Genomic DNA, 24,357 nt, shown 5'->3' on the forward strand with positions numbered 1-24,357 from the left:
CCTGTGGGCATGTCAGCGCAGGACTCCGCCGATCGGCTCGGCGCCCCGGGGCCGGACTCCGCCGATCGGCTCGGCGCCCCGGGGCCGGACTCCGTCGATCGGCACATCGCGCACTGGTCGCGCGAGCTGTCCGACCTCGATCCGCAGATCGAGGGGATCGTGACGCGCATGCAGATGCTCGTGCGGCTGCTCAGGCGCAACAAGGAGGGCTGGCTGGCCTCCTCCGGGCTCAAGCCCTGGGAGTTCGAGGTGCTCCACCATCTGGTCGCGGCCGGGCCGCCCTACCGGGTGGCGCCGTCACTGCTGGCCGAGTGGCTGGACACCCATCCGGCCACGATGACCAACCGGCTCGACCGGATGGAGCAGGCCGGCTACATCACCCGTGCGCACGACTCCGGCGACCGCCGCCGCCTGCTCGTCGCGCTGACCGCAGAGGGGCGCGCGGTGTGGGAGGAGCGGATGGAGGAGGGGGACCGTTCGGAGCGGGCCCTGCTCGGCACGCTCGGCCCCGCGGAGCTCGGACTGCTCGACGGCCTGCTGCGCCGGCTGGTCCGCGGCGTGGAGGAGAACGGGCCGCCGCTGATGCCGGAATGGCCTTCGGGCGGGCGGAAGCCGGACGGCGGCCCGTCATGACGGCGCGATGACGTCCCCGGTGACGTCCCGCCGCCGCGGGTCAGTCAGGGGCTGTCAGGCGCCGCGTGGCAGGCTCTCGATCGCCTCCTGCCACGACCGGAGGAAGGCGGGGTAGCCGTCGGCGAACTCCGCCAGCTCCCGGGCGGCCTCGCCGGTGAGCGGGGTGAGGTCGTAGGTGACCGTCACCTCGCTCCCTCCCTCCTCGCCGCCCGTCAGGGCGACCGTCACGGTCCCCGCCCGGTGGCCGGGGGTGAGGCGGGCGTAGGAGATGCTCACGCCCTCGTCGCGGCCGGTGACGATCCAGGTGGTGGTCCGCCCGTCGGCGTCGGTCTCGAAGACGGTGCCGGGCACGGTGTCGTCGTCGACCGGGACCGGGAACCGCGGCTCCCAGCCCGCCGCCCAGTCCCGCTCGCCACGCGCGGTGAACAGACGGAAAGCCTCGCGTGGCGGGAGGCCGACGGTGAGCGTGCCGGTGAGCCTCATCGCCCCTCCTCCAGCCGGTGCGCGTCGGCGGAGGTCAGGGTCAGCCCGTAGACGGCCTTGAGCTGATCGATCTTCGCCATGGTCTCGGGGGAGAAGGGGGCCTTGCCCTCGAAGGAGTGCAGGACGATGCCCTCGACGAGGTCGCCGAGGGACATGTCCAGATATTCGGCGAGGCCCTTGAGGACCTTCAGGACGTTCTTCTCGATCCGGAGCCCGGTCTGGGTGCGCTCGACTGTTACCATGTTACCAAGATAACAGAATCCCCTCAGTGGAGCCGGCGAGCTCCGGCCGCCGGGGTGGCGGGGTAGATCTCCGGTGCGGCCCAGCCGCGTTCGGCGTAGGCCCGGGTCACCGACTCCCGTACGGCCTCCACCCGGTCGTCGGCCACCAGCGCGATCGCCGACCCGCCGAACCCGCCGCCGGTCATCCGCGCGCCTCTGGCCCCGCCTCGGACCGCCGACTCAACGGCCACGTCCAGCTCGGCGCAGGACACCTCGAACTGGTCGCGCAGCGACAGGTGGGAGGCGTTCAGCAGGGCCCCGATCTCCCGCACGGCTCCGGCGCGCAGCAGTCCGATCAGCGCCTCGACCCGGTGGTTCTCGGTCACCACGTGCTGGGTGCGCTTGCGCTCGTCGCCGCTGAGCCTGCTCAGGGCGCCCGCCAGGTCGGTGACGTCGCGCAGCGCGGCCACCCCCAGGTGCTTGGCGGCGTTCTCGCAGTCCTGACGGCGCCGGGCGTACTGCCCGTCGGCGAGCTCGTGGTGGACCCCGGTGTTGATGATCAGCAGTTGGAGGCCGTGCTGGGCCAGGTCGAACGGGATGTTCCTGGTGCCGAGACTCCGGCAGTCCATGAACAGGGCCTTCCCCTCCTCCCCGAGGGCGGAGGCGGCCTGGTCCATGATTCCGCACGGCATGCCCACGAAGTCGTTCTCGGCCTTCTGGGCGGCCAGGGCGATCTCCATCTTCGTCAGGCCCAGGCCGTACAGCTCGTTGAGCGCCGTCCCGACCACCACCTCCAGGGCCGCGCTCGACGACAGTCCCGCCCCCTGCGGCACATCCCCGTCGATCACCAGATCCGCGCCCCTGACCGGATGCCCGGCCTCGCGGAGCACCCAGAACACCCCGACGACGTAGCGCGCCCAGCCCTCGGCCTGGTTGAGGTTCTCGACGGTCACCGGCTCGCCCGCCTGGAGCGACCGCAGCCGGACGGCGCCGTCCTCGCGCGGCGTGACCGCCGCGGTGATCCCCCACGGCACCGCGAACGGCAGTACGTACCCGTCGTTGTAGTCGGTGTGCTCGCCGATCAGGTTGACCCGCCCCGGAGCGTGCCACACCCCCTGCGGCTCAACGCCGAACGACTCACGAAAAGCTTCAATAACGCGCATGATCCAACACTCCTAAACAACGTCCCCTCGTAGATTAGCGACTCCCCGGAACGCCGGTTCCGCCGCCGAAGGTCACATCTTGAACGCGCCCCGCCCGGCGGATGTGCGAACCGGCCGGACCTTTGGTTGAATGCGGCAGTACGGCATGCATGAGGGGCGGTAGCTCAGCCGGTTAGAGCAGGGGACTCATAATCCCTGGGTCGCGGGTTCGAGTCCCGCCCGCCCTACCCCTCGTGATCATACGAAAAGCGCCCCTGACCTGCGTGTTCCCGGTCAAGGGCGCTTTCGTCGTGTCCGGCTGTTCACGGCTGCCCCCGGTTCTCTGCGGTGGGCTGTGCCGAATACGTGCCGAAGTTTCGAGAAGATCGTCAGCCCTCGGGAATCACGGGGAGTCCAGCACGGAGTGGCGGTAGTCCTTGGGGGACATCCCGTACGCCCGGCGGAAGGAGCGGCTGAAGTCCGTGGCGTGCGTGAACCCCCATCGGGCTGCGATGTCCTGTATGGAGTGCGCTCGCAGACGGGGGTCGGCGAGGTCCGCGCGGCAGTTCTCCAGCCTGCGTTGCCGAATCCACGCCATTACGGTGGTCTCCGGCCGCTGGAAGAGCAGGTGCAGGTAACGCACGGAGATGTGGTGGTGGGCGGCTATGGCGGCGGGAGACAGGTGCGGGTCGGCGAGGTTGTGTTCGACGAAGGCCCGGATGCGCACCCTCAGCGCCTGCTGCCGGGTCTCGAGCGGGAGGCGGTCCTGCGCGTTCAGGCGGTGCGCGAGGAAGGCCATGGCCAGATCCAGAGTGAGCGTCCCCAGCCGCCTCACGTCCAGAAGCGCCATCGAGGAAGTCTGGCGGACCAGGCTCCTGAGGTAATGGGCGAGGATCGCCGCCATACCGGCACGCGCGGGCATACGCCGGGCGAGGAGTTCGTCGACCTTCTTCACGGGCAGGGGCAGCTGGGCTCTCGGCAGGTGCAGGATCATCGCCCGTGACGTTCCCTCAAGGCCACGCCCGTCATATGGGCGGGAGGTGTCCCACATGACCAGGTCCCCGGCATGGATTCTGGCGTCCTTGCCCGCCTGAGAGATCCACATCTCGCCCCCCGTGATGAGGGTGAGTTCGTACATCTCCGGATCGGAGCGGCGGATCAGTGCCGGGGTGCGCTCCGATCTCAGCGCGGGGAAGGACATGGTGGTGATCCTCAGGTCGTTCAGGTCCACGGCCCCGGCGGTGGCCCTGAAGTCGTCGGTGTGATCGCTGGTGATCCGGGTGGGGGCCACGTCATGGCTGATCAGATCGCACCACCAGTCGAATCGCTGACCGGGGGGTAGGTCCGTGCTCTGCAAGGCGATGAAGTTCATCAAGCACCTCTCATGACACATCGGTTGCGTTTCAATGGGTCTCGCGATGGCGGCACGAGTGGACGCCGTCCTGCCGCCTCGGGGAGGCCGGACCCGGTCGGCGACACCACGGCAGTCTTGCCGCACCGGCGTCCTGTACCGAGGTGGTGTGGGCGCCGGCGACCGGCCGGGCGGTGGCCAGGCGGCGAACGTCGGGGTAGATGCCAGAACCGGTAACGGAGGGTGCGGGCCACATCGTGGAAACCGGGCAGGCGCGCCATCACCCACATGGCCGACCGGCTGGAGGCGGGTAGTCCGTCCAGGCGGGGCGTATCGATGCTGCGCGGCACGTCGAGGCACTTCGGTCCGCCGTGCCGGCCCTCGAGCTCGCGTGGGCCGTCATGACCTCCTGAGCACCGGCGAATGTGATCTTTTCGCGGTCCATGGTTCCTCGGGGGGCTGCGGTTGCCGTTGGTGGTTGCTGATCACATTCCCAAGCTACACATTTTTTACAAATTAATAAAAAATTAGAAGTGTATAAACTCGCTGTCACGGCCGGCTGCAGAATGAGATCGACATGGCAGAGCCGGCGGAGCGCGGGGTGGCCGGCCCCGGACGTGACGAGGAGGCGGTGCGACGGTCCGTCGAGCGCTTCGCCCTCGACCTGACCGGGCCCGGTATGCCCCGGATGCTGGCGTGGCCTGGGCCGCGATCCCGGTGGCCGAGGAGGGTGAGCTGCACGCCGCTGAGATAGCCGAGTTTCTTCAGGTGAGCCCAGCCGCGATCTCGGGCGCCGTCCGCTGCCTGACGCAGACGGCTCTGATGATCCGGGAGTGCGAGCCGGGCGCACGCCATGATCATTACCGGATGCGCGGCAACGTGTGGTACCAGAGCATCGCCCATAACCATAAGGAGACACTGCTCAGGCAGTGGGAACGGACCCTGCTCGACGGGATCGAGGTAACGGGCACGGGCAGCCGGGCGGCGGCGCGGTTGGAGGAGAGCCAGGAGTTCCTGGAGTTCCTCCGGCTGGAGGTGCCGGCGCTCCTGGAGAAGTGGCGGCAGCGGGCCGACACCGGAGGAAGACCGGGCTGAAGGCTTACTGGTAGGGGTGTCTCGGGACTGGGATGCCCCTTACACCCGGTCAAGATGACCGGCGCCTCCTCAGCGGCATCGTGTGGAAGATCCACACCGGCATAACCCGGCGAATGGAGCGCCATGGCGCCGCAACCGTCCGGGGCGGTCGGAGGGATCGTTCAAGCATCGAGGTTTTCCGAAGGTGAAACGCCTTTCGAACAAGAACGGCAACTCCCGGGAAGGCAATGGCCTTCCCGGGAAAACCGGGAAGGCCACGACGTGTCTTGCCAAGGCGCTCTTCCTGGCCGACGGACCGGCGCTTTCACCCACCCGCGCCCGTGGTCCGCGACGGTCCGCGACGGAAGAGCGCCGACGTTTCTTCGACGCCTCCCCCCGTGGCCGGGGAGGCTTTCACGGACCGGGGTCTCGCTCCTTCGTGAGTGCCACTACCACGGGGCGTTACTGCACCAGCGCGAGCTGAAATAGGTGTCCGCCGTGTCACCGTCCGACCCGCCGTCGTTGTCGGCCCACCAGTTCCAGATGTACTGCCCCGAAACCGCGTCCCATCCGTAGTCGCGGACGTAGTGGTTGCCGGTGTCATGGGAGTGGCCGCGGGCCTGCGTCTTGGGGTCTCCGCCGGAGCTGTCGTTGATCCAGATCCAGCCCCAGCTGCACCGGGTGTCCGCGTGCGCCGATGTGGCCCCGCCCGTGATGACCATGGCCCCTGCCAGGGAGACGGCCGCGGCGCCGAGGGCACCCCATCGCTTGAGACTTCTTTTCATTTCCTGCCCCTATGCTGAGAAGCCTTTGGAAATTGACGGCGTCAAACCCGTTCGGTGGATCCGACCTGCTCAGTATGCTTGCGGCTGATCATCAGAGTCTTTACCAGAGCGTGTAGTGTTCCTTGACAGCGAGCGCATACACGGCAACGCGCAACCGTCCGGCCGCCGTCTCGTAATCACCGTAGGGAGGATCCGAGGCGTACCTCTGCCACTTCGCGAGAGCTGCAGCGACGACGAGCGTCTCGGCTACCTCAACGGCATCACGACCGGCGTCTCCCACGCCGACGGCGACGGGTCGCTACGACACGGGAGTCTCCCCGTACTTCGACAGCGGGCTGTTCACGGTCTTCCGCGCCGCGGACTCGTACTGGACCGGTCGCATCACCTGAAGGGCCCAGCCGGTCTTCTCCGCCTATGGCTCTACCTGGCCATGCAGGAGGCAGGCGAACGGTTCAAGTCTCCCCTCAGACACGTCTCGCCATAAGCGTTGTCGCAGCTAGGCGGCATGGTCGCAGGTTTTTGTATTCGTGTCTCATAATCCCTGGGTCGCGGGTTCGAGTCCCGCCCGCCCTACCCCTCGTGATCATACGAAAAGCGTCCCTGACCTGCGTATTTACAATCAGGGGCGCTTTCGTCGTGTCCGGTCGTATCCGACTGTCACCGATCGTTTGTGGCTGGCTCTTCCCAATGCCTTCCCATGGGATCACGTCTCCCCGAGAGCTTCGGAGATCCGGCGCCGGGCGGCCTCGTCCTGACCGGCGACGCATCTGGCGTAGAAAGGATGACGTTGAACGTGCGGAGGTTGACGACTTCCTCGGGACGTAGACCGGCGTAGTGCATGACCATGAAGAACGTCTTGAGTCGCCTGCCGCTCGGCTCCTGAGCCGCGACGGATGATGGCGGTTGTGGTCGAGGCGCGGCGCTGCCCGAGCTGTGGCCGGCGATTGCGCTGGGGGGCTCGTGGCGATGCGATCTACTGCTCCGGTGGCTGCTGTGCACGGCGTTTGCGGTCGGCCTGCTCGCTCGCCCTTCTGTGAGGCGGGGTGATGGGGCCGGTCAGCCTGCCCGCGGTCCTGCGAGGCGGCGCGGCGGGCCGGTCAAGCCGCTTGCGATCCCAGCGGCGGGCCGGTCAAGCCGCTTGCGATCCAAGCGGCGGGACGGTCAACCCGCTTGCGATCCCATGAGAAGGCCGCTCACCTCCCGGGCGAACCCTTCCACGTTGTCGATCATGATGTTGTGGCCGGTGTCCGGGACGGCGATCAGCCGTACCCCGGAGGCCACCAGCTCGGCCGCCCCGATGGGCTCGCCGTCCGCCTCCGGGTAGAGGTAGGCGCGTGGGATCGGCAGCCGCCGCAGCCGCTCCCGCGTGTTCACCCGCGTGAGGTGGACCGCGCTCCGGTGCAGCGCCTCCCGTCCGGCAAGTCGCATCGTGGCCGCCCAGTGCGGCCCGACCCGCGCCAGCGTCTCGTCCCAGCCGTGCCGTACGAAGTCTTCCTCCGTGTAGGTGGCGATGCCCGAACTGCCCGGCCGCAGCGCGGGTTCGATCGGGTCCAGATTGGAATCCACCAGCACCAGCTCGGCCACCAGCTCCGGGTGCCGCTCGGCCAGGTGTGCCGCGATCGTCCCACCCATGCTGTGCGCGACCACCTGCGCCGCGCGCACGTCCGCCGCCCGCAACGCGGTCGCGAGCGCGTCCGCGTGCTCCTCCATCGTGTAGCCGAACCCGGTGGGCCGGTCGCTGGTCCCGAACCCCAGCAGGTCCACGAACAGACTCCGGTGCCCGGCCAGCTCCGGCCGGCTCGCGGCCTCCAGGAAGTACGGCGCCGCCGCCGCGCCCAGCCCGTGCACGTAAACCCGGACCGGCTCCCGCCCGGCCACCTCGGCCCAGCGGATGCGGCTCCCGTCCGGCAGCACCTGCGTGTCCCTCATAATCATCTCCTCCCGAGATACCTAGCCATCGATGTACTAAGTCTTCGGGGTAGCATAGCGGCATGATTGAGCTGTCGATCCTGGGGTTCCTCTACGACGAGCCGCTCCATGGGTACGAGCTGCGCAAACGCGTCGCCGCCCTGACCGGCCACGTCCGGCCCATCGCCGACGGCACCCTCTACCCGGCGATCAAACGCCTGGAGCGCGACGGCCTGCTCGAACGCGACCTGCAGCCCGGCGCCCAGGCCGCGCCCAGGCACGTGCTCATCCTCACCGACGCCGGGCGCGCCGAGCTGCGGCGGCGGCTCGCCGAACCGGATGAGCCGTTCATCACCGATGAGAACCGCTGGTTCACGATGCTGGCGTTCCTGCGCCACCTCGGCGAGCCCGCGCTCCAGGCGGGCGTGCTCCGACGCAGGCTGGCCTTCCTCACCGAACCGGCCAGCTTCTTCTGGGAGGGCGACCGGCCCCTGCGGGCCGCCGACTTCGACGACCCGTTCCGCAAGGGGCTGTTCACGATCGCCACCGCGACCAGCAGGACCGAGATCGGCTGGCTACGGGAAACCCTGGCCGCGCTGGACGCCTAGAGCGGCGAGCGCGTGCCGTGGCCATCCGGCGGCGTAGCTGAGCGCCTGGTTGAACGCGCACACCGGGCGGGCCGGCCGCCGGGCCGCGCCACGCGGAGCCGTACCGGGATCGTCGTGGCCGTCCACCAGGAGAAGTTCGCCCGTCCACGGTCGTGGAGGAGGAGCGAGGCCACCTCGTTGCGGCCCCTCGGAGGGGCGGTGAGAACTTGTCGCATCCGGCTGTTCGCGGGTGTCGTGATCGTCTGCCGCGCCACTGCGATCGCGAGCAGTCTTCATATTTCCGTTGATCGTGATTATGCTCTGGGCAGTCCTGAAGTGGATCACACGGAGGTGCTCATGAAGAAGATGCCCATCCGCCGCAAGAGTGCGCTGCGCCTGATGTCCGGTGCCCGCCGGCTCTGGATCGAGTGGTGCTGGTAGCTGCCGACACGGCGGGCGCTCTCGGGCGTCCGCCCCTGCGGCGATCGGCCCGGCCGTGATCGGCCCGGCCGTGACCGGCGGGCCGGGCGGCTACGACTGCCACCGCGACCACGGGCCGTACGCCGGGGTCTCGGCCTTCCTGGCCCGGATCGCCGCCGACCGTCCCCGCCTGGCGGCCCGCCATGAGGTCGAGCTGCACGCCATCGCACCCTGGCTCGACCGCGCGGCACGACCGGCCGCCGAGGAGGAGCCGATCCGGTTCCATCCCGCCCGGCGCACCGCCTGTCTGGCCTACGGCGCGGCGGAGTACGTGGCGGCCTGGGCGGACACGCTCCGGCACCCGGTCACGGTGCGGTTCGACCACGTCGGCGAGGCCGACGAGACCACCCGCGAGCTGCTGGACGCGCTGATCCGCCGGATCGGGCCGTCTCCGGTGCACCTGGACCTGCGCGACGGCGGCGCCCGCGAGCCGGCAGCGGCCGACCCGGCGCCGGAGGCGATGCGCACGGCTCTGGGCGAGAGCCTGGCCCGCGGCTTCTACCACCACGCGGCCCGAACCGCCCGGCGCGGGCGCGCCACGGTCACCCCGGACGGCGACCTGCGGCACTGGTGGGCGTTCACCACCGGCCTGGCCACCGCCCTGGCGGCGCTGGACCGCGCCGCCGAAGCGCTCGACCTCTACCACGAGGCGCGCACCGCCACTGACGACCCGAAGATCACCATGTCGGCCGCGTACGCCACCGCCATGCTGTACGCCAGGCACCTGTCGGCGGCCGACCAGGACGCGGCGCAGGCGCGGCACTGGCTGGAACAGGCGCTCCACCTCGCCGCCGGACTGAACGACCCGCGACAGCGGGTGCTGTCCACCGTCTTCTACGAGCAGGGCCTGGCGCTGCTGGACAGCAGGGCGGGTGAGCCCGCCCGCGCGCTGCGGCTGATCGACGACGGGCTGGCCCGGCTGACGGCGGTGCTCGCCCCCGGTGAGCGCCCGCAGGACCTGGCCCGGTTACGTCACAACCGGGCGCAGGTGCACCTGGCCCTGGGCGATCCGGCGCAGGCCCTGGCCGACCTCGACACCGTGATCGCACACGACCCCGGCAACTGTGAGTACTACGTGGACCGGGCCGCCCTGCACCGTGCGGCGGGTCGCTCCCAGGCCGCGATCAGGGACTACGGCACCGCGATCCGCCTCGGCCCGCACCTGCCCGAGGCGTACTACAACCGGGCCGTGCTCCAGCAGGAGCGGGGCCGCTCCGAGCGGGCGCGCGACGACCTGGAGCGCGCGCTCGCCGTCGACCCCGGGCACCTCGACGCCCGGATCGCTCTGGTCAACCTGCAGGTGGAGCGCGGCGCGCTCGACGCGGCCGAGGCGGACGCGCGGGCCGGGCTGGCGCTGGCCCCGCAGGAGCCCGCGCTGCTGTGCACCCTCGGGCTGATCCGCTCGGAGCGCGGCGGCCTCGCCGAAGCCGACGGACTGCTCACCCGGGCACTGGCCGGTGATCCGGAGCTGGTCGAGGCATGGACGAACCGGGCCGCCGTCCGGTTCGAACGCGGTGACGTGGCCGCCGCCGTGGCCGACCTGGACCGGGCGGTGGCGCTGTCGGCGGCGCCGGTGCCCCATTACAACCGGGGCACGGCGCTGATGCGGCTGGGACGGTGGGACGAGGCCGCCCGTGACTTCGCCCACGCGCTCGCCCAGCCCGGCCTGGACCGGGCGCTCCGCCGTGACCTGCGCGCGGAACTGGCCCGCTGCCGGCGCGCCATGGCCGGATGACCGCCGGCCGGGGCGGACGTCGGCGGGGGCGGACGTCGGCGGGGGCGTCACGTTCCGGAACAGCAGTCGCACCGGGTGGCCCCCGCTGGATCAGCGCTGTGCCGAATGCGTGCCGGAACGGCCGGCGATCACGTCACGCTGTAAGTGCTGTCGTAGCTGGACGGCATCGCGGTCAGGTCAGCTCGGCCACTACGGCGGCCAGGTCGTCGTAGGTGCCGCGGACACCCTCGGCGTTGCCCAGGCGGTGGCGCTCCAGGCGGACGGCCCCGAGATGGCGGGCCTCGTAGATCCGCGAGCGCCACACCGCGGAGGCGGAGCGGTCCAGCGCGCCGTAGCCGTCGCCGTCCCAGAACGCGTCCCGCTCGGTGCCGGGCTTGGCCAGCGCCATCCGGATCGTCCAGTCCGCCGCGGGATCGCCCCACAAGGTGCGGTCCATGTCCAGGACCCCGGTGATCACGGGCTCCGGGGCCGTGGCGTCCAGCATCACGTTGACGGTCCACAGGTCGCCGGTGAGCATGCGCGGCTCCGTGATCTCGTCGAGGAGCGGGTGGTGCTCGGCGGCCACGGCCGCCACCTTGCGCACGTCGGCGGCGTCCAGGCCGATACCGTCCAGGTCTGCGGCGATGTCCCCCAGGGACGCGATCACCGCCTGGCTCCAGGTGGCGTGCGACGGGCCGGCGACGGGGCCGAAGTGCGGGCCGCGCACCGCGTGCACCGCTCCGGCGATCGCGCCCATCTGCCGGAAGAAGCCGGGCCGGGCCGAGCGCGGATAGGCGCCGAGGCGGTCCGGGGCGGGCACGCCGTCGAGCAGGCTCTGGACCATCCAGTCCCGGCCGATTACCTCGTGTGACCAGTCCGCCGCGATCACCTGCGGCGTCAGCGGCGCGATCACCGCGAGCCACGGCACGCTCGCGTACTCGTTGCGCATCAGCTGCCGCTCGGACCGGAACTGCCGCTCCGGCTCCGGGGCGACCCGCAGGATCACCGGTCGTTCCTGCCCGGTCACGGTGATCCGGTAGGTCGTGTTGTACATCCCCAGACCCAGTTCGACGGCGGAGACGGCACGGGCTCCGGCGCCGAAGACACGGTGGCAGATCGCCTGGATCTCCGCTGCGGTCACCGTCTGCTGGAACGCCCGCGCGCTGCGCTCGATCGGCTGGAATTCCACGGGGAGGCTCCTCGGTCTGATACGGATGCGCGGGCAGCCGGGATCGGTGCCGTCGCCGCCGGCCAGGGGGCCGGCAGTACGGAGGCAGCGTATTCCACCTCGACGCGGGCGGTTCCGAGGTTCGTGATCTTTCCGTCTGCCCGGCGCGGGCGGATCCACGGTGTGGCGACCGGCATGAGCTGCGCCTACGCCGCCGTCCGCGGGGTCCTGCCGCACGCCGGGCTCGCGGCCGGTCCGTTTCATGTGGCGATCGCACGGGGCATGATCCGGACCCGAGACGGAGGCCCGCTGAAGGGGGAGCTTATGGAATGCTCACTCGGTAATCGGATAAATACGGTATCCGTCGTAGACATATCCGTATCCGCTGCCCACGGAGAACTTCCACCACTGCTTGCCGGCGGTGCTGATGCATGAGGCCTCAACAAGCTTAGGGGTGGAGATCCAGGCTATTACGCTGCTGCTTCCGCTGTACCAGGAATGTACGGGCGTGTCGTTCTGGAAGTCCATGTAGGTTGGAGATATCGCGGAGCAGCCGGCGGCTGTGCTCGCGCTCGCCGAGTTGGTCGCGGTAAGGGCGCCCAACGCAAGAAGGGTGGTTCCGGCCAGCATTTTCAGTCGGAGATTCATCTGTTCTCCCTGTTCTTGGCGGCGGATTCTTGATCAATTTATGTGGCGGCGAAATTTGCTGTATATAACGGTGGAGTGACATATTTCGATCTTGCTGTGAATTTCTGATCATGCTCTGCCGTGGATCGGCGGCACCTTCACGCACGTGGACGGTTACCCGGCCGCCGGTCCGGCCGGTTCCGGAGCCTCCAGGCGCCGCCGGTAGGCGTCCCAGAGCAGCTCGGCCGGCTCCGGGTTGCCCGTTCCTCAGGCCGCGGACGTCGGCGGAGTGGTCACGGCAGCCGGGGATCGTCGCCCCGGCCGGGCCGGCCGAGGGCGGCGTCCGCGCCGGCGGTGGCTCCGGCCGCAGGATCGGATGACGGTCCACGGGGCCGCGGCGGAGTCGCGGAGAGCAAGGTGAGGCGTCTGAGGCCCCATTCGACCGGGCCCCGCCGATGGTGACGCAGCCACCAGGCGCTCAGCGTCAGGAGGACCGCGTAGATCGCCGCGGCCACACCCATCACCGCTGTCGGCGCCAGCTCACCCGCCAGCGCCAGGCCGTATCCGGTGAAGACCAGACAGGCCAGCACCGACTGGCCGATGTAGTTGGAGGCCGCGACCATGCCGGCAGGGGCCAGCGCGTTGCCGACCGCCGGGACGCGCTTGACCAGTTCGAGCAGGGTGACCACGTAGGCGGCAGACAGCAGCAGCGAGGTCACGTTGTTGACCGCCACGCCGACCAGCTCCATGGCGCCGTACGCCTGGGACGACCAGGTGAAGAAGATCGCGCCGGGCAGGCCGACGCCGTAACCCAGCCACAGGATCCGGGGGACCAGGTGGGCCCAGCGCTCCGGCTCCTCGAACAGCCGTGACTTGCCGGCCGCCAGACCGAACAGGAAAAGCGCCATCGCCATCGGCCCCTGGCCGATCCACACGAACATCGCGAGCATCGGATAGGTCTCGGCCTGGAACCGCAGGAAGCTCAGCGGCCCTCCGGTGACCAGCGCCTCGGCCCGGGCGGCGGCCGCCGGATCAGGGACCGGGCCCGCCCCGCCGCCCGGGTCGAGCAGGGTGAGCCCGGCCAGCAGGAGCCAGAGCACCGCCGTCACGCCGATGATCCAGCAACCGGCCTTGACGGCGGTCCTGGGCCGGAGGTTGCGCATCGCCAGCAGGAGGAGACCCAGTGCGGCGTAGAGGGTGAGGATGTCGCCGATCCAGAGCAGGAATCCGTGCACCACGCCCAGTACGGCCAGGCCGAGGCAGCGGCGGAGCGTGCGGACCCTGACCTTCTCGCCCCACGCGCGCATCTGCAGGGTGAAGGAATAGCCGAACAGGAACGAGAAGATGACGTAGAACTTCGTCAGCACCAGGGTGCTGACGGTGAGGGCGACAGGCCCTTCGCTGATGGGCATGGTGCCGACGCCGACGGAGTATCCGGGGTCGGCGAAGAAACCGATGTTGGCGACCAGAATGCCGCCCAGTGCGAAGCCGCGCACCGCATCGATTCCCTGGATGCGGCTGGATGTCGGCGCCACGGTCGGGATCATGTCCTCGATCGTAGGAATCCGGCCGATGGCGCACATCGAACTTTGGGCGTGCGTGCTACGACCAAAGTCGGCAGTCGGCAGTCGGCATTCGGCATTCGGCATTCGGTATGGCGGTCTCGCCGGCTGTCCACAGCGGTCCGCTGATCGGTCCGGACCACACGGCCGGTGTGAGCTGGCCGGTGATCGGCCCCTCACCGCCTCCCGGGCCCGCCACCGGACGGGTCATGCCATCGGCCTCTGACGAGAGGAGCTCACCGTCCGGCCTCGGGAGGATGGCTGAGTGGACCGGCTTCGGGAGGTCGGCCGGGCGGACCGGCTGGGACGTCACGGCGCGGCGTGGCCGTACCGGTGTGGCCGTACCGGTGTGGCCGTACTGGCGCGGACCGGCTGGGACGTCACGGCGTGGCATGGCCGTACCGGTGTGGCCGTACCGGTGTGGCGGATTCTGTCGGAGCCGTCGTTCACACTCGGTGTCCTCTCCCGTTCTCCTCCTGGAGGCTCCGATGGCGAGGCGTAGACCACCGGCACGGAAACGCACCACCCGGCGGAGCCGGAAGAAGAGCGGGATCAGCCCGCTGTGGCTGATCGTCCCGCTGGCGGTCATCGTCGTGGCGCCCGCGGCGCTCAAGGCCCTGGAATCGGTCTGGACGACGCTGCTCGGCGTCGCCGCCGTGCTCGCCGTGCTGCTGGCCGCCGCCGCCTTCGTGGTGCGCCACATGGGCGCGGCCTACCGCAGGGACGCGTTGCTACGCGCCGAGCTGGACCGGCTGGATCCGCGCCGGTTCGAGGAGCTGACGGCCGAGCTGCTGCGGCGCGACGGCTTCGGCCGGGTCCGTGTCGTCGGCGGTGCCGGGGACGGAGGCGTGGACGTCCTCGGCGTCGCACCCGGCGGCCGGCCGTACGCGATCCAGTGCAAGTACTACACGCGGGCGATCGGTCCCGGCGCGGTGCGCGACTTCGTGGGCGCGCTGCAGGCCCGGCCGTACCGAGGCCATCAGGGCGTCTTCGTGACCTCGCACCGTCTCAGCGCGCAGGCCGCACGGACGGCCCGCGAGCAGGACATGATCGTCATCGACCGGGACCGGCTGGCCGACTGGCTGCTGGGCGCCTACCGCCTCGGGCCGGGCGGGGGCTCCGCGCCGGCCTGGCTGGTCCGGTTGCGCGGCGGACGCACGGCGCGGGAGCGTCGGGGCCGGCCGCCGGCCGCCCAGGACGACGATCTCGATCTGGGCGGGGCGGTCGCGGAGTGAGGGGGGCGCCTTCGGCCGTGTCCGGCTGCCGGCCCGTGGCTATCCGTCGACCAGGGCGGCCTCGGCCCCGGCGAGTTCCTTCCCCGGGTCCACCATCCTGGCGAGCAGTTCCAGGTCGTCCGGGTCGTAGCGCCGCCTGACCTCGCGCCAGCGCTCGGCGGCGATCCGCAGCAGCGGCACCGCCTCGGAGGGCCGGCCGAGGCGGTGCAGCACCATGCCGTAGTAGCCCGCGGTCTCGACGCCGTACGCGCGGTCGTGTCCCTTCTCCCAGGCATGCCGCAGCAGCGGCTCCGCCTCCGCGTACGCGCCGCGCTGGGCCTTCAGCTTGCCCGCGAACATCGCGGTCAGGCCCATGCCGTCCTCGGCCGCGCGCACGAACCAGCGTTCGGACTCCTGCCAGTCCTTGTGGTGGTGGGAGAGCATGCCCATGGCGAAACAGGCCTCGTGGTGGCCGAGCTCGGCGGCGCGGCGGTGCCAGTGGTCGCGCGCTTCGGGCTCGCGCAGCTCCTTGTGGAGCTCGCCGAGCCGGAAGGCGGCCTCGGCGTCGCCCACCTCGGCCGCGGGCCTGAACCAGGCGGCCATGTGGCGGGCGGAGGCGCCGCCCCAGGCGTGCAGCATCCGCCCGTAGGCGTATCCGGCCCGCACGTCGCCGGCCTCGGCCTGCCGGCGCAGCTCGGGCAGGCGGCGCAGATCCCGGTCGGGGGGGACGGCGTCCTCCTCGCGCAGCCGGGCGACGGTGGCGAGCTGGTCCGCCACGTCCTCGCCGCTCTCGCCGGCCCTGCGGAACCACAGCTCGGCCTCGTCGAGCCGGCGCTGCCGTCTGCACAGGTTGCCGAGGTTCCACTGGGCGGACTCGTGACCGGCGGCGGCCGCGTCCGCGTACCAGCGCTCGGCCTCCGCCAGGTCGCCGCGCTGCTCGTGGAGGACGCCGAGCACGTAGGCGGCGCCGTCGTAGCCCTGCCCGTGGGCGCGGAGGAGGAGCTCGCGGGCCTCGGGCCAGCGGTCCCGGGCCCGTACCTCCTCGACGCGGATCGCGTGGTCGACGAGCGAGGGCGCGCTGCCGAGGGCGGCGGCCCTGCGGTAGTAGCTCTCGGCCTCGTCGAGCAGGCCCGGGTAGTCCTGGAAGTGGCGTTCCATGCCGGACAGCGGATACAGCGCCTCGGCCGCCGCCTCCGCGTCGCCCTCCTGCTCGGCCGCCGCGAGGTCGGCGTCGACCCGGTCGAAGTCGCCGCGGATGCGCTCGAAGAGCTCCACCCAGCGGAAGACGGCGATGTCACCGAGGTCGGCGTCGCTCATCAGGAACTTCGGCGCCTCGTCGAGCTTCCCCTCGCGGGCGAGGAGCTTGCCGAGCTCGATCTTGCAGTCGAGGTCGCCCAGCTCCCAGCCGCGCCGGAACCAGCGGGCGGCCTCGGGGTCGCCGTTCTCCCTGAGGAGGACGCCGAGCCCGTACGCGCAGCCCGCGTCGGTCTCGGCGGCACTGCGGTAGAGCCGCTCGGCGGCCGGCCGGTCTCCGCGGATCTTGCGGTAGCGGGCGAGGGTGAAGGCGGAGAAGGCGTCCCCGGCCGCCGCCGCCCGCTCCCAGTGGGGAAGGCCCTCGTCGATGTGCCCGCCCATGACGAACGCACTGGTGAGACGGCGTGCCGTCTCCCTGTCTCCGGCGTGCGCGGCGGCGACGAGCTTCTCGCCCTCGCTCTGCGGATCGCGCGTCGGCTCCTGTGTCATGGACAGATTGTCCCAGCCGCCCGCGGGCGGTGGATCACCGCCCGCGGGCGACCCTGTTTCCCGATGCGGTCTCCGGAGCGTCGCGGGCGTCCAGGTTGTCGTGGGCCTCCAGGGTGTCGCGGGCGTCCATGAGGGCGAAGCCGAGCAGGTTCAGGCCCCGCCAGGTGGCGGGGGAGGCGGCGCGTGCGTCGTCGGCGGTGAGCCCGATGCCCCAGATCCGGTCGACGGGGCTGGCCTCGACCAGGACCCGGCCACGGGTGCCGAGCAGGAAGTCCCTCAGCTCGGGGTGGGCGCCGAACTTGGCGGTGCTGCCGCGCACCACGATCTCGTAGCGGTGCTCGTCCCACGCGGCCTCGTCGAAGCCGCGGACCTCGCGGCCGAGCTTCTTGGCCTCGGCGGGGTGCCCGGCCGCGAGGATCCGCGCGGCGGTCTCGCCGTCGCCGAACAGCCACGCCTTGTGCGCCATCATGTAGTGCTCGGCCGACCGGAAGACGTGCCCGTCCACGGTGAAGGCGGCCTCCCACCACTGGCTGAGGCATCCGGCCCCGACACCGCCGGCACGCGGTGGCCGGTGGCCCCAGAAGAACAGGTGGCGCAACCGCCGGCCGTCCCGCTCGGCGGTGACGGCCTCGGCGACCGAGCGGGGCAGCATGCTGAGATCGGACATCGTCCTACCGTGCCATGTACGGCTACCGCCCGGCCACCGGGTTACCGGCCCTCCCGGCCGTGGCCGCCTACCCGGCCGGGGCTGCTTACCTGGCCGGGACTGCTTATCCGGCCGGGACCGCTTACCTGGCCGGGACCGCTTACCTGGCCGGGACCGCATATCGGGCCGGGACCGCCTATCCGGCCGTGGCCGTCGTCCGGCGCCGACGGCCACGGGGGCGTCCGTCCCCGGTGACGGCTACGGCAGTGTCCATTTCTGGTTGGCCTGGTTGCTGCAGTCCCAGATGATGGTCTGGGTGCCGTCGGCGGGGTTGGCGCCTTCGACGTCCAGGCACCGGCCGGAGTTGGGGTTCTTCAGGGTGCCGTCGGGCTGGGCGGTCCAGTTCTGGGCGGCGGTGCCGTTGCAGGTCCACAGTTGGACCTTGGTGCCGTTGGCGCTGCCGCCGCCGGAGACGTCCAGGCATTTGCCCAGGGCCTTGAGGATCTGGCCGTTGACCGTCCACTGCTGGGCGCCGGTGCCGTTGCAGGTGTACAGCTGGACCTTGGTCCCGTCGGCGGTGGCGGCTCCGCTGATGTCCAGGCACTTGCCCGCCAGCCCCCTGACCGGACCGGTGCGGGCCGGCGGGGTGCCTCTGACGAGGGTGAAGTCGTCCAGGTCGAACAGGCCGGCACCGGTCCCCGCATAGGTCAGATACAGCGTCTGGGCACCCGACGGCACGCCGGTCAGGCCGGTCTGCACATCGGCGAAGGTCTCCCATCCGCCGGTGTTCGGCACGTTCACCGTGCCGAGGATCGGGCCGGTGGCCGAGCCGGTCCGGACCTGGATCGTGCCGCCCGGCCCGCCGGAGACGACCCTCGCCCGGAACCCCGTCACGCCGGTCAGGTCGACGCCCGCGTACGACGACCAGTCACCGGGATCGATGTAGCCGAGCGTCCTGCCGCCGTGCGCGCCGGTCTTGCTGAACGGCGAGGCCCCGCTGACCGCGCTGTAGGACTCGGCCTCGATGGTCCTGTCCTGCGACGCGCCGATTTCCTTGAGACGGATGTGGCGGAAGGCGGCCTCGTCGCCGTCACCGTGGTTCTGGATGCCGATGTAGCCCTGCTGCAGGCTGCGTGCCGGGTCGGTGTTGGTGAAATCGTTGATCTTGGAGCCGTTGAGGAAGACCTGCACCCGCTCGCCCTCGACCAGCAGCTCGTAGGTGTTCCACTCTCCCGGCGGGTTCAGCGCGGCGTCACGGGCGGCGAGATCGGCCGACTTGAACCCGTAGACGGAGCCGGTGGTGCGGTCGGCGGAGTCGGTCGCGTCGATCTGGATCTCGTAGCCGTTGTTGACCGCCGACCACGGGTCGTCGCTCGCGGGGAAGCCGATGAACACGCCGGAGTTGTCGTCGCCGGCCAGTTTCCAGTCCAGCTTCAGCGAGTACGAGCGCAGCTCCTTGGCCGAGTACCAGAGCATGCCCAGGCCGCCGGTGGAGGTGAGGGTGGCGTTGGCGTTGGTGAACCCGCCGGGGCCGGCCTGGGACCAGCCGGCCGTCGAGCCGTCGTACAACCTGGTGTAGCCGGTCTCCGGCCGGCAGTCGGCCTCCGTCTGGCCGGCCGCGTACCGGATGCCGCCCAGCAGCTGGGCCCTGAAGGCGCTGTCGCCGTACGACTCGAGGGTGTGGCCGCCGCCGGTGTAGAAGGACCGCCCACCGCCCGTGGCCTTGCACCACGTGATGGGGTGGTCGCCGCCCATCGAGCCGCCGGAGTAGGACGTCTCGTCCAGGGCCGCGAGCACGTGCGCGCTGGAGCGGGGGTTGGTGCGGTAGTTGTACCACTCGTCGGTGCGGGGCCAGGTCTGGCCGAGGTGCGCGGTCGCCGCGTGCGCCCGGTCCTCGACCTTGACGGTGGCCTGCTGGATGGCCGGGTGCGAGGCGAACCACGCGCCGACGAGGTCGCCGTAGAACGGCCAGCCGTACTCGGTGTCGGCGGCCGCGTGGACGCCCGCGAAGCCCTTGCCCGAGCCGATGTAGGACTCGAACGCGCTCTGCTGGCCGGCGTCGAGCACGTCGCCGGTGGTGTTGAGGAAGACCACCGCGGCGTACTGGCCCAGGTTGGCGGCGGTGAACGCGCCGCCGTCCTCGGTGGCGTCGACGGCGAAGCCGTTGGCCGCCCCCAGGTCGCGGATGGTCTGGATGCCCGCGGCGATCGAGTCGTGCCGGAACCCGGCCGTCTTGGAGAACACGAGCACCTTGTAGGCGCTGTCGGCGGCCGCTGCCGCCATACCTGTGCCGGTGCAGGCGATGATCGTGATGCCCGCCACCGCCAGGGGCAACACCCGGCGCAGAAAGTTTCTCACCTTGCGTTCCCTTCTCGGGATGAAACTCTCGGGATGGAACTTTCGGGGTGGAGCCGCCGGAGCTTCCCGGACGGAGCCGCCGGAACCCCCGGGGCCCCGGCGGCGGGCCCGCGCGTACGGCGCGGGCCCGACGCGGAGGGCCGCAGGTCGGGGCGGCTACGGCAGTGTCCATTTCTGGTTGGCCTGGTTGCTGCAGTCCCAGATGATGGTCTGGGTGCCGTCGGCGGGGTTGGCGCCTTCGACGTCCAGGCACCGGCCGGAGTTGGGGTTCTTCAGGGTGCCGTCGGGCTGGGCGGTCCAGTTCTGGGCGGCGGTGCCGTTGCAGGTCCACAGTTGGACCTTGGTGCCGTTGGCGCTGCCGCCGCCGGAGACGTCCAGGCATTTGCCCAGGGCCTTGAGGATCTGGCCGTTGACCGTCCACTGCTGGGCGCCGGTGCCGTTGCAGGTGTACAGCTGGACCTTGGTCCCGTCGGCGGTGGCGGCTCCGCTGATGTCCAGGCACTTGCCCGCCAGCCCCCTGACCGGACCGGTCCCACCGGTGGCGCCGGTCGACAGGGTGAACGCGTCGAGGTCGTACAGCGCGCCGGAGCCGCCCTTGAACACCAGATACAGGGCGGTGGTGCCGGCGGGCCCCTTCGCCAGGGCCGTGGTGACGTTCTGGAACGTCTCCCACCCGCCGGTCACCGGCACCGGGACCGAGCCGAGCAGGGTGCCGGTGCTGGAACCGGCCCGCACCTCCAGCGTGCCGCCGGCGCCGGCGGACGAGACGCGGGCGGTGATCGAGGTGACGCCGTCCAGTTGGTAGGGCTGGAAGGCGATCCAGTCACCGTTGTGGATGTTGCCGACCGTCTTGCCGCCCTCGGCGCCGGTGTGGTTGATGGGGTCCACCCCGGACGCGGAGCCGTAGTGCTCGGCCTGGCGGTGCCGGGGCTGCAGCGTCGCCTGGGCGGTGCCCTTCAGGCCGCCCGCGTCGGTGTACTCCGCGGCGAAGATGCCGAAGGTGTTCGCCTCGGTGGAGTGCTCACCGTCCACCTGGGTCGCGATCGAGCCGGTGCAGCCGGTCTTGGAGGTGATGGCGTGTCCGTGGCTGTCGTGGCCCAGCAGGTAGGTCATCGTGACCTTGGAGCAGTCGATCGGACCGTCCTCGGGGTCGGTCACCGTGACCGAGTAGGGGACCGTGTCACCGAAGGTGAACGGCTGCCCGTTCTTCGGAGAGGTGATGGTGAGGACCGGGGCGGTGTTGCCGACCGTGATGATCACACTTGCCGTGCCGGTCGCGCCCTGCGGGTCGGTGACCTTCAACGTGGCGGTATAGGTGCCGTTGCCCGTATAGGTGTGGGAGGGGGCCGCCGCCGTCGAGGTGCCGCCGTCGCCGAACGTCCACGAGTACGTGAGGGCGCCGCCCTCCGGGTCGGAGGAGCCGGAGGAGGAGAAGGCCACCGTCAGCGGCGCCTGCCCGGAGGTCCGGTCGGCCGCCGCCTTCGCGGCCGGCGCCCGGTTGCGGCCGGCGATGTACTCGACGCGGTACAGGGCCGAGTTGGCGTCACCGCCGAAGTAGCCGGTGCCGTAGTCCAGGACGTACAGCGCCCCGTCGGGGCCGAACGCCAGGTCCATCACCTGCTTGCCGGTGAAGGGGAAGGCGCTGATGGCCCCGCGGGAGCCGTCCGAGCCGACCTCGATCGCCTTGATCCAGCCCCGGCCGAACTCGCCCGCGAAGAACACGCCGTTCAGGGACTGGGGGAACTTCACCTCCGAGCTCGACGCGGCGTCGTAGCGGTAGACCGGGCCGCCCATCGGCGACTCGGAGCCGCCGCCGAACTCCGGCGGCGAGCCGGCGTCGCCGCCGTACTTGATCCAGGCGGGCTTCGCGGCCGGCAGGGTGGGCCGGCCGGTGTTGCGGGGGGAGTTGTTCGTCGGCCCGCCGGCGCAGTCGTACCTGGCGCCGGAGGCGCCGGAGGCGAAGTCGTACTCGTTGTACGTCTCGTTCACGGTGTTGTCGCCGGTGCAGTACGGCCAGCCGTAGAAGCCCGGCCCGGTGATCCGGTTGAACTCGACCTGGCCGCTCGGCCCCCGGGAGGCGTTCGAGGCGCCCGCGTCCGGACCGTAGTCGCCGAGGTAGACGACACCGGTCGACCTGTCGACGCTCATCCGGAACGGGTTGCGGAACCCCATCGCGTAGATCTCGGGCCTGGTGCCCGACGTGCCGGGCGGGAACATGTTCCCCGAGGGGATCGAGTAGCTCCCGTCGCCGTTCACCTTGATCCGCAGCACCTTGCCGCGCAGGTCATTGGTGTTCGCCGAGGTGCGCTGCGCGTCGTAGGAGGGGTTGCGGCCGGCGCGCTCGTCGATCGGGCTGTAGCCATCGGAGTCGAAGGGGTTGGAGTCGTCGCCCGTGGTCAGGTAGAGGTTGCCGGCGGCGTCGAAGTCGATGTCCCCGCCGACGTGGCAGCAGATGCCGCGGTCGGCCGGCACGTCGAGGATCCTCACCTCGCTGCCCGCCTGGAGCTTCCAGTCCGTGGTGAGGGTGAACCGTGACAGGCGGTTGACGCCCTGCCACGCCGACCAGTCGGAGCCGGTGGCCGGGGCGTCGCCGCCCGGGGTGGACAGCGGCGGCGCGTAGTAGAGGTAGATGTGCCGGTTGGACGAGAAGGCGGGGTCCACTCCGACGCCCTGGAGACCTTCCTCGTCATGGTTGTACACCGGCAGCGTGGCGACCACGGAGGTGTTGCCGCCGGCGTCGGTGCGCCGGAGCGCGCCGTCGCGGGAGGTGTGGACGACCGAGCGGTCCGGCAGTACGGCGAGCGACATCGGCTCGCCCATCTCGGCCACGCCTTTGGCGAGGGTGACCTGCTGGTAGTCCGCCGGGTCGATGACGGCGGCGTGCGCCGCCGGGGTGCCGGCGGCCAGGGCGGACGCTGTGGCGCCGGCGACGAGAACAGCGGCCAGCGCCGCGCTCGGTGTCCGTTTTCTCCTGTGATACACGGGCTCTCCAGGGATGGGGGGTTTACCTGGGCGTGGGGGTGTATCTGGGCATGGGTGTATCTGGGCACGGCCGGACGGCACGCGAGCGGGCCGGCGGCAGGACGGCATGCGCGTTGGACGGACCGCGCCGCCGGATGTTCAGCGGCGAGCCGGTAGGACGTTGGGCGGTCGGGCGGTGGCGCCCGGGCGGGACGCCACCGAGGTGGGGGACGGCGCCGTCCGGGCGCGCGGGCGGCCGGGCCCCGGCCCGGGGAGCGGGTCGACGCCCCTCAGCGGACGCGGCGACCGGTGACGCACGGACTCCCGGCCGCCGGCTGCCGGGACCGTCGTGCGTACCTCCGCACCCGTTGTTCCGCGAAGATTACGAGCTTCTCCCTTTTGGAGTTCTTTTGCCGTGAATGTAAGTACTTACGGCGGCAGCGTCAATACTTTTGATTGAGGATTCAGTACTTTTGCTGAAATATGCAGAAGTGCCCGTTCCGGCGGGGTGCCTTACTTCGTGCGGGGCGTGGCGGGGCACCTCTCCAGCGCTCACGCGTGGCGGGGCGCCTGCTCCGGCGCTCACACGTGACGAGGCGTCTCCCAGCGCTCACGCGTGGCAGGGCGCCTCTCCGGCGCTCACACGTGAGAGGCGATCTTCCCCAGCCAGGTGGCGGCCTCCTCCGGAGGGAGGGGCCTGTCGACGCGCAGGAGCGGGCGCATCATCGGGTAGAGCCGCCCGATGTTCCAGGTCCGCGGGTAGGGCGGCGGCTTGAGGACGACCACGCGCCGGCCCTCGAAGATCGGGATGTCCGCGGGCACCCCCTCGTTCCAGATCGCGGAGCCGTAGGCGTCGACCAGGTTGAACTGGCCCCGGATCGGCCACACCTCGGGTTCGAGCGGGCCGTCGACGGCGGAGGCGACCCAGCTCGGGTCGGGCCGGTCGACCCCGAGGGAGTCGCCGAGCGCGTCGGCGAGCAGGGTGTGGAGCTGGAAGTTGTCGCCGATGCCGCCGATGGTCAGCTCGTAACCGCGCCCCGTGGCGGGATGCAGGACGAGCAGGGGCTCGTCGTCCAGCACGGCGAGCAGCCGGGTGGGCCAGTCGAGATCGTGGTCCACGGTCGTGGCGGTGGTGATCGCCTCGATGAGCCGCTCGCTGCCGGCCAGGTGGCCCCGGACCGTGCTGGACCTCTGCAGCATCGTGATGGCCGCCATCTTCCACTGGCCGATCTCGGCCCAGCCCTGGGCCAGCCGCTGGGCGTGCTCGTCACCGACGAGAGGGGCGAGCACGGGGACGGAGACCTCGAAGGACTTGCTCTCCATCGGTGGCGGCGGCTCCTCGGGGACGGCGTCCTTCCAGACCGCGGCGTACTCGACGACCAGCTCCAGCGCCTCGGTCAGGCCCTCACCGAGCTGCCCGGCGAGGGGGGCGGGGTCGGCGCCGAGCTCGGCCAGCCCGCCGAACAGCACGGCGAGATGCGCCCGCAGCCCGATGGAGGGCAGCTGTTCGAAGAGGCCGGGGGCGCGGGCCACGACGCGGCTCAGATCGCCGGGGCCGGCCTGCTGGGCGGCCTGCCACAGCCCGCCCATGGCCTCGAAGAGGCCCGGGACGTCCCCGTTCGCGATGGCGCTGTCAAGATCGTCATACTTGTGATCAAGCATCGCAGAATAGTAGGGCATGGCCCCGCCCGGAGCTCTTC

The 24,357-nt window shown here is 70.9% G+C and carries 19 protein-coding genes and 1 tRNA gene; 6 read left to right on the plus strand and 14 right to left on the minus strand.

Annotated elements, in window-relative coordinates; genetic code table 11:
• The first annotated feature begins 9 nt into the window (after positions 1-9).
• Entirely contained in the window at positions 10-633 is a 624-nt protein-coding gene (locus J2S55_RS03630; RefSeq protein ID WP_306857248.1) for a MarR family winged helix-turn-helix transcriptional regulator, read from the plus strand.
• A gap of 54 nt (positions 634-687) precedes the next feature.
• Here the strand turns inward: J2S55_RS03630 and J2S55_RS03635 are convergent, their stop codons facing one another.
• The 3 genes from J2S55_RS03635 to galK are packed head-to-tail and all read right to left on the minus strand — an operon-like array spanning position 688 to position 2,500.
• Entirely contained in the window at positions 688-1,116 is a 429-nt protein-coding gene (locus J2S55_RS03635; RefSeq protein WP_306857249.1) for an SRPBCC family protein, read from the minus strand.
• The gene (locus J2S55_RS03640) at positions 1,113-1,358 is read right to left on the minus strand and encodes a hypothetical protein (protein ID WP_306857250.1); all 246 of its coding nucleotides are present in this window, start codon (positions 1,356-1,358) and stop codon (positions 1,113-1,115) included. The genes J2S55_RS03635 and J2S55_RS03640 overlap by 4 nt, the downstream gene beginning before the upstream one ends.
• A gap of 23 nt (positions 1,359-1,381) precedes the next feature.
• The gene (gene galK, locus J2S55_RS03645) at positions 1,382-2,500 is read right to left on the minus strand and encodes a galactokinase (RefSeq protein ID WP_306857251.1); all 1,119 of its coding nucleotides are present in this window, start codon (positions 2,498-2,500) and stop codon (positions 1,382-1,384) included.
• 153 nt (positions 2,501-2,653) lie between these two features.
• On the opposite strand from galK, the gene J2S55_RS03650 reads away from it, so the two are divergent.
• Positions 2,654-2,727, plus strand: a tRNA-Ile gene (locus J2S55_RS03650).
• A gap of 155 nt (positions 2,728-2,882) precedes the next feature.
• Here the strand turns inward: J2S55_RS03650 and J2S55_RS03655 are convergent.
• Entirely contained in the window at positions 2,883-3,851 is a 969-nt protein-coding gene (locus J2S55_RS03655; protein WP_306857252.1) for an AraC-like ligand-binding domain-containing protein, read from the minus strand.
• 675 nt (positions 3,852-4,526) lie between these two features.
• Here J2S55_RS03655 and J2S55_RS03660 point away from each other — a divergent pair.
• A complete protein-coding gene (locus tag J2S55_RS03660) occupies positions 4,527-4,925 on the plus strand; it encodes a GbsR/MarR family transcriptional regulator (RefSeq protein WP_306857253.1) in 399 nt (132 codons plus the stop codon).
• 428 nt (positions 4,926-5,353) lie between these two features.
• Here J2S55_RS03660 and J2S55_RS03665 read toward each other — a convergent pair whose 3' ends face one another.
• Together J2S55_RS03665 and J2S55_RS03670 are read right to left on the minus strand one after the other, a co-directional pair.
• Positions 5,354-5,689: a hypothetical protein gene (locus J2S55_RS03665; protein ID WP_306857254.1), complete on the minus strand. Its 336-nt coding sequence runs from the start codon at positions 5,687-5,689 to the stop codon at positions 5,354-5,356.
• Between the two features lie 1,161 nt (positions 5,690-6,850).
• A complete protein-coding gene (locus J2S55_RS03670) occupies positions 6,851-7,618 on the minus strand; it encodes an alpha/beta fold hydrolase (RefSeq protein WP_306857256.1) in 768 nt (255 codons plus the stop codon).
• Positions 7,619-7,680: 62 nt separating this feature from the next.
• Between J2S55_RS03670 and J2S55_RS03675 the strand changes: the two genes are divergently transcribed.
• Positions 7,681-8,205 carry a PadR family transcriptional regulator gene (locus tag J2S55_RS03675; RefSeq protein ID WP_306857258.1) on the plus strand — a complete coding sequence of 175 codons (525 nt, stop codon included), beginning with the start codon at positions 7,681-7,683 and terminating at the stop codon, positions 8,203-8,205.
• 475 nt (positions 8,206-8,680) lie between these two features.
• Positions 8,681-10,399 (plus strand): tetratricopeptide repeat protein, encoded by a 1,719-nt coding sequence (locus J2S55_RS03680; RefSeq protein ID WP_306857260.1) that lies wholly within the window; start codon positions 8,681-8,683, stop codon positions 10,397-10,399.
• 172 nt (positions 10,400-10,571) lie between these two features.
• On the opposite strand, the gene J2S55_RS03685 is transcribed toward J2S55_RS03680, so the two are convergent.
• The 3 genes from J2S55_RS03685 to J2S55_RS03695 all read right to left on the minus strand — a co-directional run bounded on the left by J2S55_RS03685 (position 10,572) and on the right by J2S55_RS03695 (position 13,720).
• Entirely contained in the window at positions 10,572-11,567 is a 996-nt protein-coding gene (locus tag J2S55_RS03685) for a phosphotransferase family protein (protein WP_306857262.1), read from the minus strand.
• Positions 11,568-11,879: 312 nt separating this feature from the next.
• On the minus strand, positions 11,880-12,194 hold the full coding sequence (locus tag J2S55_RS03690) for a hypothetical protein (RefSeq protein ID WP_306857264.1): 315 nt from the start codon (positions 12,192-12,194) through the stop codon (positions 11,880-11,882).
• Between the two features lie 272 nt (positions 12,195-12,466).
• The gene (locus J2S55_RS03695) at positions 12,467-13,720 is read right to left on the minus strand and encodes a DUF418 domain-containing protein (RefSeq protein WP_306857265.1); all 1,254 of its coding nucleotides are present in this window, start codon (positions 13,718-13,720) and stop codon (positions 12,467-12,469) included.
• 503 nt (positions 13,721-14,223) lie between these two features.
• Here J2S55_RS03695 and J2S55_RS03700 point away from each other — a divergent pair.
• Positions 14,224-14,970: a restriction endonuclease gene (locus J2S55_RS03700; RefSeq protein WP_306857268.1), complete on the plus strand. Its 747-nt coding sequence runs from the start codon at positions 14,224-14,226 to the stop codon at positions 14,968-14,970.
• Positions 14,971-15,009: 39 nt separating this feature from the next.
• Here the strand turns inward: J2S55_RS03700 and J2S55_RS03705 are convergent, their stop codons facing one another.
• From J2S55_RS03705 to J2S55_RS03725, 5 genes are all read right to left on the minus strand, one after another.
• Entirely contained in the window at positions 15,010-16,692 is a 1,683-nt protein-coding gene (locus J2S55_RS03705) for a tetratricopeptide repeat protein (protein WP_306857270.1), read from the minus strand.
• Positions 16,693-16,726: 34 nt separating this feature from the next.
• A complete protein-coding gene (gene ybiA / locus J2S55_RS03710; protein ID WP_306857272.1) occupies positions 16,727-17,359 on the minus strand; it encodes a riboflavin biosynthesis intermediates N-glycosidase in 633 nt (210 codons plus the stop codon).
• A gap of 237 nt (positions 17,360-17,596) precedes the next feature.
• Positions 17,597-19,696 carry a ThuA domain-containing protein gene (locus J2S55_RS03715; protein ID WP_306857274.1) on the minus strand — a complete coding sequence of 700 codons (2,100 nt, stop codon included), beginning with the start codon at positions 19,694-19,696 and terminating at the stop codon, positions 17,597-17,599.
• 156 nt (positions 19,697-19,852) lie between these two features.
• Entirely contained in the window at positions 19,853-22,678 is a 2,826-nt protein-coding gene (locus J2S55_RS03720; protein ID WP_306857276.1) for a carbohydrate-binding protein, read from the minus strand.
• 618 nt (positions 22,679-23,296) lie between these two features.
• On the minus strand, positions 23,297-24,319 hold the full coding sequence (locus tag J2S55_RS03725; RefSeq protein ID WP_306857278.1) for a hypothetical protein: 1,023 nt from the start codon (positions 24,317-24,319) through the stop codon (positions 23,297-23,299).
• Positions 24,320-24,357 lie beyond the last annotated feature (38 nt).

This window comes from Streptosporangium brasiliense, assembly GCF_030811595.1.
In the GTDB taxonomy this organism is placed as follows: domain Bacteria; phylum Actinomycetota; class Actinomycetes; order Streptosporangiales; family Streptosporangiaceae; genus Streptosporangium; species Streptosporangium brasiliense.